At 60.3% G+C, this 12,668-nt stretch carries 11 protein-coding genes; 9 read left to right on the forward strand and 2 right to left on the reverse strand.

All coding sequences use genetic code 11. From position 1 onward, the window contains the following. Positions 1-189: 189 nt before the first annotated feature. Positions 190-873, forward strand: a complete 684-nt coding sequence (locus RMQ97_RS12775; RefSeq protein ID WP_413661278.1) for an alpha/beta hydrolase — start codon at positions 190-192, stop codon at positions 871-873. 27 nt (positions 874-900) lie between these two features. On the opposite strand, the gene RMQ97_RS12780 is transcribed toward RMQ97_RS12775, so the two are convergent. Beyond that, entirely contained in the window at positions 901-2,010 is a 1,110-nt protein-coding gene (locus tag RMQ97_RS12780) for an anhydro-N-acetylmuramic acid kinase (RefSeq protein WP_413661279.1), read from the reverse strand. Between the two features lie 61 nt (positions 2,011-2,071). Here RMQ97_RS12780 and tyrS point away from each other — a divergent pair, with 61 nt between their 5' ends. Continuing rightward, positions 2,072-3,325, forward strand: coding sequence for a tyrosine--tRNA ligase (gene tyrS, locus RMQ97_RS12785; RefSeq protein WP_413661280.1), 1,254 nt, complete (start codon positions 2,072-2,074; stop codon positions 3,323-3,325). 18 nt (positions 3,326-3,343) lie between these two features. Here the strand turns inward: tyrS and RMQ97_RS12790 are convergent, their stop codons facing one another. Then, positions 3,344-6,880: an AsmA-like C-terminal domain-containing protein gene (locus RMQ97_RS12790; protein WP_413661281.1), complete on the reverse strand. Its 3,537-nt coding sequence runs from the start codon at positions 6,878-6,880 to the stop codon at positions 3,344-3,346. A gap of 114 nt (positions 6,881-6,994) precedes the next feature. Between RMQ97_RS12790 and RMQ97_RS12795 the strand changes: the two genes are divergently transcribed. The 7 genes from RMQ97_RS12795 (at position 6,995) to RMQ97_RS12825 (ending at position 12,657) form a co-directional block, all read left to right on the forward strand. Then, positions 6,995-7,474, forward strand: coding sequence for a peroxiredoxin (locus RMQ97_RS12795; protein ID WP_413661282.1), 480 nt, complete (start codon positions 6,995-6,997; stop codon positions 7,472-7,474). A 17-nt stretch (positions 7,475-7,491) separates the two neighbouring features. Beyond that, entirely contained in the window at positions 7,492-8,292 is an 801-nt protein-coding gene (locus RMQ97_RS12800) for a ferritin-like domain-containing protein (protein ID WP_413661283.1), read from the forward strand. 98 nt (positions 8,293-8,390) lie between these two features. Then, complete coding sequence (locus tag RMQ97_RS12805; RefSeq protein WP_413661284.1) at positions 8,391-9,620, forward strand: peptidoglycan DD-metalloendopeptidase family protein; 1,230 nt, start codon at positions 8,391-8,393, stop codon at positions 9,618-9,620. 67 nt (positions 9,621-9,687) lie between these two features. After that, positions 9,688-10,134, forward strand: coding sequence for a bactofilin family protein (locus tag RMQ97_RS12810; protein ID WP_413661285.1), 447 nt, complete (start codon positions 9,688-9,690; stop codon positions 10,132-10,134). 281 nt (positions 10,135-10,415) lie between these two features. Next, positions 10,416-11,642, forward strand: coding sequence for an acyltransferase family protein (locus RMQ97_RS12815; protein ID WP_413661286.1), 1,227 nt, complete (start codon positions 10,416-10,418; stop codon positions 11,640-11,642). 78 nt (positions 11,643-11,720) lie between these two features. Continuing rightward, positions 11,721-12,341 carry a hypothetical protein gene (locus RMQ97_RS12820; RefSeq protein ID WP_413661287.1) on the forward strand — a complete coding sequence of 207 codons (621 nt, stop codon included), beginning with the start codon at positions 11,721-11,723 and terminating at the stop codon, positions 12,339-12,341. 7 nt (positions 12,342-12,348) lie between these two features. Beyond that, a complete protein-coding gene (locus tag RMQ97_RS12825; protein ID WP_413661288.1) occupies positions 12,349-12,657 on the forward strand; it encodes a winged helix-turn-helix domain-containing protein in 309 nt (102 codons plus the stop codon). The last annotated feature ends 11 nt before the right edge of the window (positions 12,658-12,668 follow it).

Raw genomic sequence — 12,668 nt, forward strand, 5'->3', positions numbered from 1 at the left:
CTAACAGATTGTGCTAAGACGCGCCCTTCGCGATCGGCTCGCCGGTCGCAGGTTGGGTGCGGCTCGTCCAATATCCGACCACACAAGTCAAGTATATGGGGCGGTGGACGCGCAGGACAAGGGTCGTCTTGACGCAGGTCGCAGCGCATCGCCCCCGGGGGCAACACAAGACCGAGGACAAAGGTATTTATGCCTGACGTTATTATTCCCGGCCCGGCCGGCCGCCTGGAAGGCCGCTACAGCCCGAGCGAAACTGAAAATGCTCCCATCGCATTGATTTTGCATGCGCATCCGCTCGGTGGCGGACACATGGAAAATCCGATTGTGGACATGATGTACGACACTTTCCGCAAGCGTGACTTTGCCACATTGCGCTTCAATTTCCGCGGTGTCGGACGCAGCCAGGGCAGCTATGATCAGGGCCTGGGTGAACTCTCCGATGCCGCAACCGTGCTCGACTGGGTTCAAAGCTATAACCAAGGTGCCAGCTATTGCTGGGTCGCCGGCCATTCCTTTGGCGCCTGGATCGGTATGCAATTGCTGATGCGCCGCCCGGAGATCGCTGGATTCGTCTCCATCGCTCCACCGACCAACATGTATGATTTCACCTTCCTGGCACCCTGCCCGGCCTCGGGCATCATCGTGCATGGCGGTGCCGACAAGATCGTGCCGCCGGATGATGTCGAGCGCGTGATGTCGAAAGTGCGCGTCCAGAAAGGCATTGAAATCACACGTGATGTGATCCCCGATGCCAATCACCTGTTCTCCGAACACCAGGAGGTTCTGGAGACCCGCATCAATACCTATCTCGACGGTCGCCTGCCCTATGTGGAAGACGAACGCAAAGCATTGGCCGCTCGCGGACGCCGCTAGGCCCGCGCATCGACACGCCGTTACTGATCAGCGGGGTTGGACAATCTGTCCCCCGCTGGTCGGCCGGGCCACACCGGTCGTTTCAGGCACGGTCGTCGGCAATCCCTGAGCCACGCGCGCTGCAAGCCAGGCAAAGGCTTCCGCCTCCATAACATCGCCGCGCCAGCCCACGTCTTCCACAGGCCGCACCCGCGTGTCCGGCAAGGCGGACTGCAATCGCCTCATCAAGGTCGGATTGCGTCGACCGCCTCCCGTAACCAGGAGGTCGCGGCAGGGTCCCGCCTGGGCCACGGCGTGCGCAATCGTGTCCGCGGTAAACGCCACCAGGGTTGCGGCCCCCTCCGCCTCGGGCAGATTGGCGACCGGATCGAGGCTGAAATCCCACCGGTCGAGGCTTTTAGGAACAGGTTGGGCGAAGAACGGATGCGCCATGAGCTCAGCCAAACGCGCCGCACTCTCTTCACCTCGGGCCGCGAGTTGCCCGTCAGCGTCATAAGTGCCATGCCCCACACGCTGGCACCACGCATCGATCAATCCATTACCGGGGCCGGTGTCGAAGGCTGAGATCGCACCATCTTCAGCAATGTAAGTGATATTGGCGACACCACCGATATTGAGAATGCCGAGCGGGCCGGACAGACCTGCATTTTCGCTGAGCGCTTGATGATAAAGCGGTACGAGCGGGGCTCCCTGCCCTCCCGCCGCAACGTCTGCCGTTCGGAAGTCAAAAACCACCGGGATGGACAGCTTATTAGCAAGCGCCTGACCATTGCCGATCTGTCGGGTGGCACCGGCGCGCTTCGGTGTGGGCGCGCGATGCAGAACGGTCTGACCATGAAAACCCACATACGCAACTTGGTCTCTTGCCAGCCCCGATGTCGCAAGAACCTGCTCGATCAGATCGGCGTGCGTGCGGGTCAAAACAGCCTCAGCCGCTGAAAAATCCGGTTCGTCTCCTTCAAAACCCCAGGCGAGAGCGGCCTCGACCGCGGCGTGCAGGACGGCCCGTTCCTCATCGACATAACGGCGTTCGACACCGGCCAGGGCGCGGATCCGCGCCTCACCATCCGTCTCGATCAGGGCTGCATCAACACCGTCCAACGATGTCCCACTCATCAGTCCGATGACATGTTTCATGCCAAGCCCTCTTTTCACTGTCACAGACACGACCTAGAAGCGACAGATAAGGAGAGATTTGATGAGCGAATACAAGTCCGAACTCGTGAACGCACTGCACGGTCGCGGATATCATTTCCAATCGACCGACCTGGCTGAACTCGACAAGCGCGCCCAGTCGGAGCGCGTTGTCGCCTATATCGGCTTTGATTGCACGGCATCCAGCCTGCACGTGGGCTCGCTCGTCCAGATCATGATGCTGCGCCGCATTCAGCAGGCCGGCCACAAACCGATCATCCTAATGGGCGGCGGCACGACCAAGATCGGCGATCCTTCCGGTAAGGACAAATCCCGCGCGATGCTGACGCCGGACCAGATCGAAGCGAACAAGCAGGGCATTCTGCGTGCGTTTGGCGCGCTGTTGAGTATTGGTGATGGCCCCACCGATGCGGTCGTTGTCGATAACGATGAGTGGCTGTCCGAATTCGGCTATCTCGATTTTCTGCGCCGCTTCGGTCCGCATTTCACCATCAACCGCATGATGACGTTTGAATCGGTGAAGATGCGCCTGGATCGCGAGCAGCCGCTCACCTTCCTCGAATTCAACTACATGCTGCTCCAGGCCGTGGACTTCCTAGAACTAAACCGACGCTATGGCTGCACCCTGCAGCTGGGCGGTGGAGATCAGTGGGGCAATATCATCAATGGCGTCGAGCTGTGTCGCCGTATGGACCAGAAAGAGGTTCACGCCTTCACCACACCGCTCATCACAACGGCGTCCGGCGCGAAAATGGGCAAGACCGCGGATGGCGCGGTCTGGCTGAATGACGACATGCTGAGCCCGTACGAGTACTGGCAGTTCTGGCGCAACACTGAAGATGCCGATGTCGGGCGTTTCCTGCGCCTGTTCACCGATCTTCCACTCGACGACATCGCCCAGCTGGAAGCGCTGGAGGGGGCCCAGATCAATGAGGCCAAGGTGCGCCTGGCCAATGAAGCAACGGGCCTGCTGCACGGCGTCGATGCCGCCCGGTCCGCCGAGGAGACAGCCCGTCAGACCTTCGCCCAGGGCGGAGCGGGTGCAGCCCTGCCAACGGTTGAGATTGCACGCGACGAGCTTTTCTCTGACGCCATGCGTCTTCCTGCCCTGCTGACACGCGCCGGTCTGACCCCGTCAAACGGTGAAGCCAAGCGGAAGATCAAAGAAGGGGCCGTGAAGATCAACGACGAAGCCGCCTCGGACGCAACGGCCGGGGTCGGCGAGGCTGATATCGTGGAGGGTCAGATCAAGCTGAGCCTGGGCAAGAAAAAACACGCCCTCGTGCTTGTGGTCTAGGACACCACCGAACTCTCATCACCCATCCGTGGCCGAAGGCTCGCCAACGTCCAGTGTCGGTGCAGCGTCAGGCTCGGTGTCAGGTTCGACTTCAACAGGCGTCGGGAGCGGCTCAACATCCCGGCGCGCCCGCTCTTCGGCCGCGCGCTGCGCGGCTGTTCCCTCAAAGATCCGACGCAGAACACCCGGAGCCAGGGCCGAGAGCGGATTGGCAAAAACCGTCAGACTGTCGAACGGACCTTCCACAGAGAAGGTCACGCCGATCACCCCTTCGCCCGGACGTGAGACCAGCAGACCACCAATCAGCGGCACATTTCCGAACAGGGAATTGAGGGCGTAAGTCGGCGCCAGAGTTCCGTCGAGACCGGCATTTTGATTGGTGAAATCCACCGAACCGGACGCGGTCATGCCGATTGACGGCCCCGCAGCGCGCAATTCCCCGATGGTCAGAACTCCGCCCTCGATCATCAATTCTGCATTGACACTCTCAATATTGATACCCTCACCATTGAGCAGGGCACCGAGCCCCTCGAACGACCCGGCAGCGAGAATACGGGCCAGCACCGGCATCTGGATCAGAGTGAGGTCCTGGACCTCCAGCCGCGCGAACAGGGGGCCGTCATGCCCCAAAGGCGGCGCCTCACCCTCGACAGACAACACACCGCCGACAAAATAATCTGGAGCGCCTACCAGGCTGGCGAGCCCCTGGGTATCAGGGAAAAGCGCATGGAGCAGACGCGCACCGCCCTCTTCCTGGGCTCCAAAATTCGCGAGGAAAGCGCCATCCTCTGCGGTCCCGGTCACGGTGAAGGCCCGCACACCTTCCGGTTCCGCCCGCCAGATGATTTCCATATCAGAGACAGCACGTGTTGGGCTGACCCGCAATTCATCGATCTGCGCATCCAGATAAAGCGCCTGCCCCTGAGCCCCAGGCTCAGCCTCCTCAGTTGGCGGTGAACCGGACGCACTTGAAGCGGCGCGGATTTCCGGAAGAACGGATGAGAGGTCCAGATAGTCCGCATCCACACGAACCAGCAGGGCGGGAGCCTCACCCAGCCCCTCACCCGCACCGGCCTCCAGTGCACCATTGACCAGGCCTTCGATAAACACCTGCGGTGCGCTGAGCTGAAGCAAACGCCCGTCCGGCGCCAAAGCCGCACTGGCATCCAGAAGAAAGCCTTCAGAGGCCGCATGGACCTCGTCCAGCCGGACTGTTCCATCCGCGCTGCGGGAGAATGTCAGGCTGGCCTCACCGGGCACATTCTCGGGCTTGTAATAGATGTCAGCCGGGAGTTCGATAATGGCCGGGGTGAGATCCGCCTCAATATCGACCTGCCGTAAATCAAGTCCATCCGAGATGACGTGTGCGGTGACACCGACCCGTCCATCCATGAGACGCCGGACCGGCAGACCCAGCTGATCGAGCGTCCGTGTGCCCACAAGGGCGGTCAAATCAATCTCGGTCCCGGGCTCGTCATCGGTAAAGAATGTTTCGCGCCAGACCACGTTGAGGTCTGCATCCAACAGTTTGGCGTTGCCCCGCGCGGTGAGCCCACTTGGATTGGCCTCAATCTGGACACGGCCATCGGTGAGCCCCTCCGGCAGCCCCGGCACATCGAGCGAGGCATCCTCGAACGTTCCGGCTATGTCGAAACCCACTTCTTCCGGCGGGACTTCACTGAGCATGGCCCGTTGGATCTCGAAGCGCATTTCGCCATACCCGCCGACGCTCTGCGGGTCGATGCCATAATCGGAGGGATAGCCCATGGGCTCCTGATCGATAAGGGCCAGAATATCGGAACCCAGCCCTCGTCCGCGCCCCCCATAACGGGCAATAGCCCCCTTGGGATTGAGGCGCGGAATGTCGACATAACCATCCTCGAGTTCCAGATCCCCGATCCGGCCACTTTCCATCGTCAGCTCAAAAGCATTGCCACGCAGAACCGCAGAGCCGCGTCCCTGGGTGATCGGTGTCATGGTGGAGATGTAATAGACCAGCGCGTCTTCAAAATCGAAGCTCAGCGCCATACGGTCATTGTCCAGCGCGCCCGCAAGAAAGGCCTCGGCATTCAGATCGAGATCCAGCCGGGCATTGGACAATCGTCCATCCATCACGTGCTCATCCACCCAGACCCGGGCACCATCAGCGGCCGGAATGGGCCAGAAGTCGAGAACCTCTCTTGGGTTGAGCACGCCGTCTAGCGGTCCGGACAAGCGAAGATTGGGTAGAACCCGTCCCGGTTCAGGCTCGCTCAGAAAGGCCTCACCCACCAGTTCGGCATTGATATCGAGCAGATCCAGACGCAGCGGTGACAGCGAGAGATGGCGTTCGCGCACATCGATCGCCCCGGCCGCGGCAACACGGTCCACGCGTCTTTCGCCGTCAAACACATCCGGCAGATTGAAGCGGATATTCTCCACCGACCAGTCATAGGACAGCCGGGTGGGGATCACGCCATCATACTGGCCCAGATTGAAGAAGCGGCCTTGAATATCAAGATCCAGCGGAGCGGATCGAATCCGACCTTCGCTCAAGGTCAGCTCCCCGACCTCCGGATCAAGGCCCAGGCGCAATCCCGCTTCGCTGACGGCATGCCATTCATCGCCCAGCCGCACACGTCCCTCAGCCACCTGCACATCCAGCATGGCCGTGCGAATGCCTTCACCTTCATGCGCATTTACACTCAGATCGAGCGTGACCGCGGCGTCGAGAATTCCCAATGCGGACAATTCCCCCTGAAGCGGAGCAATCGTGGCCGGATTCAGCGCTTCGGCATGGGCGTCGAGCAGAAGCGAGGTCAGCCCGGCATCGGCCTCTACATTCAACGAAATCGGGGCAAAACCGGCAGCGGTGAGCAATTGCCCGGACACACCGGCGCGCACCTGGCCGTCCCCGCGATCCAGCATGACGCCGGCATCTTCAAGCAGCCAGTCGACACCCGAAATCTCGTCCTTCAAACGGACGGAAGCGTTGCGGACCACAACCTGCTGAAGACGCTCCAGAACCGGCGTGGTCTGGCCAACATTGCGCAGAATTTCGAGCAGGCTGCGCGTTTCATCCGCTCCACCCGCGCGGGCCGCCTGCCGGTCACGTGGCAAGCGGGCCTGAAGTGCGACCCGTTCGACCCCGCCCAACCCGGCCCCGACTGCGCCATCCGCAAGACGGACGACCGAAACGGATCCGCCATCAATATCCAGCATGACAGGCCGGGCCTGACCCAGCATCAGCGCATCCACGGCAAGACCGGCCTCGATCACCGGGGCGCGGGCCAGAACCCGACCCGCGCTATCGGCCACGGTCACATCACGAGCGCTGATCACCAGTGCAGCGGTTTCAACGTCAAATCGGGCAGTCAGTTCGCCCAGCGCCACGACTTCGCCATCAAAGGCCTGCGCCAGCATCGTCTGGGCATCCTGCCGTAGAAAACCCAGTTCAACCGGACCTTGTGACAATCGCCACAACGCCAGCGCACCGCCGAAAATGCACAGCGCAATCAGCAGGGCGACCCCTTCAAGCAGGTAGATAACCGACCATTTCAGCGAGGTTTTGACCATTGGACCTGCATTACAACACGGCGAACCGGTAAAGGGGGCTGGACGTGCAGCCGCTCTGTTTCACATTAGCGTGCATACGATTCATTTCACGAGACCGATAGGGAGCATTGCATCATGAGCGAATTGAAAATCGGTGACCCGGCTCCGGATTTTACACTTCCCACCGACGGGGACGGCTCCATTCAACTCGCCGACCTAGCGGGACGCAATGTTGTGCTGTTCTTCTATCCCAAGGATGACACGCCGGGCTGCACCACGGAATCGATCGGTTTTTCCGAAGCGATTGAAAGCTTTGGCGCTGAAAACACCACAGTGATCGGCGTCTCCAAGGACACAGTTGCCAAGCACGACAAGTTCAAGGCCAAGCACGACCTCAAGGTCATTCTCGGGTCTGACGCTGAGACAGATATGATCGAACGCTACGGCGCCTGGGTCCTGAAAAAAATGTATGGGCGCGAATACATGGGCATTGAGCGCTCGACCTTCCTGATCGGGGCCGATGGCAAGATCGCCCAGATCTGGCGCAAGGTGCGGGTGAAAGGTCATGTTGATGCCGTGCTCGAGGCCACCCAAACACTCAACGCGTCCAGCTAGTGCGTGAACAGGTACACATGGCCGTCCGGGCGGTTCTGGCGACAGCCCACCCCCGCGACAAGGCCGCCTGTGCCCGCCGCGTGGCCGCGGATTGGTTTGCCGGACGCTTTTCGTTGGTGGAACGCGGAACGCCCCTGCCCGACCAGGGTGACCCGGCCCGACCGGCGCGCCCCGAGCTGACCGACCCTAAAAACGTGCCGCGCCGTCGTCTGCACACTGTGCACGGTCGTGTGGCACTCCTGCACGCAATCGCCCATATCGAATTCAATGCGATAGATCTGGCCTTTGATCTCGTCGCGCGCTTCGCCTCCGATCCGCGAATTCCCGAGCCGGAGCGGACAGGCTTCATCAGCGATTGGATCCGTGTCGGTGATGATGAAGCCCGACATTTCATTCTTGTCGAAGAGCGTCTGAACGCGCTGGGCGCACACTATGGTGACCTGCCCGCTCACAATGGTTTGTGGGATGCTGCACGGGCCACAGCCGATGATCTCGCGGCCCGTCTCGCCGTGGCTCCACTGGTTCTCGAGGCCCGCGGGCTGGATGTCACCCCCGCTATGATTGAACGGCTGAAATCGGCAGACGATTCGGAAAGTGCGGCCATCCTCACAACAATCTACACCGAGGAAGTGGCACATGTGGCTGCGGGCGCAAAATGGTTCAGAACGGTGTGCCGCACTGAACAGGTCGATGCCAAGTCGCGATTCCACGAACTCGTCGAAACGCGCTTCAAAGGGCAACTCAAGATGCCGTTTAATGAAGCTGCACGCGAAAAAGCCGGGCTGCCAGCTGACTTTTATCGACCTTTAGCCGGATAAGGCGCGTTTCCTGCATCACAGACGCTTGAATTTTTGTGCCCTTTTGTGTCACATCCCTATCCGGGTTTGGGGCAACCGGTAGCTGAACGGCAGCGCGTATGTTCGCAGGTTTTAAAGAAGCGATTTGGGGGACGGCAGAGCGCTGGTTTCCGGATCGACAGATCTATCACCGCAGTGACGGTCAGGTTCGCTATTTTGCGATCACGACCGGCATGCAGATTTCTGCGCTTGTCGGGGCTGCAATCCTGGCCGGATGGCTGTGTTTCACCTCCGTTTCCGTGGCTTTTCATGGGCAGGCGCTCGCCTCCATGAATGACGAAATGGAACGGCGCATCCAGGAAGCCAATTCGGTCGTACGGCAGGTCCAGGCCTCGGAAGCGGCCGCAACGGCCCTTCTCGAATCCACCCAGGAAGAATTTGATCGCTCGGTCGTCGAGTTCCAGAGCCGTCACGAAACCCTGCGTCAGCTCATTCAGTTCGCCGAACACCTCTCGGGCGAAGCCTTGTCGCCATCCCCGATGATCGACAATGAACGGGTCCTGATGGCGGCCACACCCGCTGATCCGACACCGCGTGAAGCGCGTGACGTCGTCTTCATCCCCACAGCCGCATCGGATTCCGCCGAGGATCGCATTATCGCCCTTGTCGGTGAACAGGAGGCGGTTCTCGCCCAGGCCGAGGATGCGGCCGAGGCGCGTCTGGAGACGCTGCGCTCTGTGATGCGCCTGACCGGCTTTGGCATTGATGAGATCATGGCCCAAGAGACCACCGGTGAAGAACAGGGCGGCCCGCTGGTTCCCATCATCGAGAGTTTCGGTCCGAACCTCGACATGACGGACGAGTTCACCAGCCGGATCAGCCGGATCGCCGCACGCATGCTGGAAGCCGAGCAATTGGAAGACATGGTCCGCCGCACACCGCTGGGCGAACCCGTTTCTGTGCCCTATCGCCGCACCTCACCTTTTGGTCCGCGTCGTGATCCTTTCACAGGGCGCCCGCAAGCCCACCGCGGCATGGATTTCGCGGCTTATCGCCGAGCTCCGATTGTTTCAACCGCACCGGGCGAAGTCGTTTACGCGGGCTGGCGCTCCGGCTATGGTCGTTTTGTGGAGATTGATCATGGCTACGGCTTCCGTACCCGCTATGGACATCTGCATGAAATCTCGGTGCGTCGTGGTGACACGGTCGAGCGTGGCCAGTTGATCGGGGGCATGGGCAATACTGGTCGCAGTACGGCAACGCACCTTCATTACGAAATCTGGTTTGATGGATCCCCCATCGATCCTGAACGCCTATTGAGAGCCGGACGATATGTTCAACAAGAGTAGCAGCAACAAAGACCTCTCACTTCCTGATCCGGGCGCAAATCCGGGAACGCCGCCGAAAAGGTCCGCCATGAAAAGCAAAGCCCCCTCCATCCTGTCCGGCGACATCGTCGTCACGGGTTCCATCGTCTCTGAAGGCGAAATCCAGCTCGACGGTTCTGTTGACGGTGATATCCGCGCCGGATCTCTGATCGTGGGTGAAGAAGCCTCGATCACGGGCGAAGTCATGGCCGAGACCGTTGTGGTTCGCGGTCGCGTGACCGGTTCCCTCCATGCCCGCCAGGTTCAGCTGGCCGCTACGGCACGTGTCGAGGGCGATATCGTCCACGCTGCTCTGTCTGTTGAAAGCGGTGCCTTCTTTGACGGCCATTGCCGCCACTCCAGCGACCCGCTGTCCGCAACCAAATCCGGCCCGGCCAATGATAAAGCCGGCAAAGCGTCCAAGTCTGACGCCGGTGCGCCGCCAAAACCGGCTGGCCTGTCCCCGGTGGAACCGGCCTCCAAGTCCGGCGTCTAACGCTTACAGCATTGAGACCCATGAGAAGAACCGGCGATCTCTCGATCGTCGGTTTTTTTGTGTCCTGACCGCGCCAGGCAGAATTGGCGCGACATGGAAGACGGGATCATAACCTCTCTAATCCCCTCGGCTTGAACGCGTTTTTTCAGCCCTTTTTTCCTTCAATTCATCCCCTCCTCCTCCAACCCTCTGTTTTTGCTCAATATCTCAGTTTTGTAGACGTGTTTGTTTTTTAAACCTGTCTGCGGTATGGGTAGTGTATCGAAAACGGAGATACACACATGACTGCCTCCTCCTCCCCGAGACTGCACGGGCTGGACGCCATTCGCGCCTTTGCCCTCCTCCTGGGCGTCGTGCTGCACGCCGCCATGTCCTTCATTCCTGGCCCCTGGGGTATTCCCATCTGGATCACAGTGGACCAGCAGGCGGATACGGCCTTCAGCCTCGCCTTCTACCTGCCCCATATCTTCAGGATGACGCTGTTCTTCCTGATCGCCGGCTTTTTCGCCCGACTGGCCTACGAAAAGCGCGGTGCTCTGGGTCTGGCGATCGACCGGTTCAAACGCATCACCCTGCCCTTGCTGTCCTTCTGGCTGCCGGTCTTTGTCGCCGTAGTAGCGGCCATTATCTGGGGTGCGGTCAAGGCGAATGGCGGAGAAATGCCCCAGGATGAACAACCGCCCCTGACAGTCGACACCTTCCCGTTAACGCATTTGTGGTTCTTGTACCTGCTGACACTCTTCTATCCGGTCGCCATCATCCTGAGGGCCCTGATCCGCATGGTGGACCGTGGTGATCATCTGGGCGGGTTGATGGACCGCGTCATCGGGCTGATCACCTACACACCTATTGGTCTGATCAGCCTGGCCCTGCCGCTGGGCCTGGCCTTCATGCTGGAGCCCAACTGGATGATGTGGTTCGGCATTCCGACGCCTGACCGCGGTTTGGTTCCCAACACGGTTGCACTGACCGGATACGGATTTGCCTTTACCGTGGGATGGTTGCTGCATCGCCGCCGCGATATCCTCGACCGTCTGAAGACCTGGGCCCCGGTCTATGCGCTGATTGCGGTCGGCCTGACCATCTGGTGTGTTCTGCAGGTTGGGCTGGCGCCAAGCTTTACGGCCGGCGAAGACAATCTGGAGACATGGATCTATGCGCTGAGTTATGCCGCCGCAGGCTGGGCCTGGTGTTTCGCTCTTCTGGGCCTGGGTCTCATCATCTTTGCTCGCGAGAACACGATCGTGCGTTATGTCGCCGACGCCTCATACTGGATCTACATCCTGCATCTGCCGATCGTGATGGCCCTGCAGGTCTGGTTCTCCGACATGGCGATACCGGTTGGACTGAAATTCGCACTGGTGAACCTCATCACACTGGCGGTCTGCCTGGCGAGTTATCACGTGCTGGTGCGCAATACGGTTCTGGGTGGCTGGCTCAATGGCCGGCGTTATCCGGGCAAGTCCAAAACGGACGGGTCCACTGCTCAGACCTCGCACGCCGAATGAATCATCGCATAAGATGGCACTGACCCTGGAGCGTCTCCTCACGGAGGCGCTCCACACTGCTTTGCCCGGAGAGCGCCCATGAGCGACGACTTGGAGACAGCACGAGACGATCTGGCCTTTCTGCGTGCACTCGCGGAAACACCATCGCAACCCAACAAGACCATGGGGCTGGCCCTGTTCAGCGCGGGTCTGATCTATAGTGTGCAGGCTCTGGTCCAATGGGCCGCCTGGGCCGGTTACGTGGCCCTGCCCGGACCGTTCTATCTGGCCTTCGTCATCAGCTGCAGCTTGGTTTTCTTCATCGTACTGGGCGTGATCATCTGGCGGAACCGGAAAAAGGGCAGCAAATCCGTCAGTGCCAGAGCTTATGAAAGCGCGTTCGAAGCAGCCGGCATCGCCAATCTTGCCATCGTTTCGTTCTTCATTGTGGTCACGATCCGCCAGCGCGATCCCGGGATCTGGTATTACTACACGCCCACGATATTTGCCGTGCAGGCCGGAGCCTGGTTTGCGGGCTTTCGTTTGCGCAAACGCCTCTGGCTGGGCCTGGTGTCGGCGGGATGGATCACGGCCGCGATCGGTCTGGGCCTCACCGCGCACACACCGACCTATGTTCTGATTATTGCGGTTGCCTTGTTTGCCCTGTTGGCCGTGCCCGGATGGATCATCATGCGTCTGGCGGACAAACAGGACGCGTAAAGTCGATATGCCGCCCAAATCTCCCGGAATTGGTCAGATTGACGACGTGATCCACGGACGCTTGCGGCTGGGCATCATGACGTATCTGGCCAATGCAGAAGTGGCCGATTTCACCGAGCTCGCCAGCGCGCTCGAGGCCACACGCGGCAATCTATCCATTCATCTGCGCAAGCTGGAAGATGCAGGCTATATCGCGATCGAGAAGAGTTTCATCGACCGCAAACCCCTCACCCGCGCGCGGATTTCACCTGCCGGCCGCAAGGCCTTCAAGGCCTATGTTAAGGCCATTGCAGACTTGCTGGGAGGGGCGGACTAGACCTCGGCCGC

The sequence above is a fragment of the Maricaulis sp. D1M11 genome (assembly GCF_047308265.1).
Taxonomy (GTDB): Bacteria; Pseudomonadota; Alphaproteobacteria; order Caulobacterales; family Maricaulaceae; genus Maricaulis.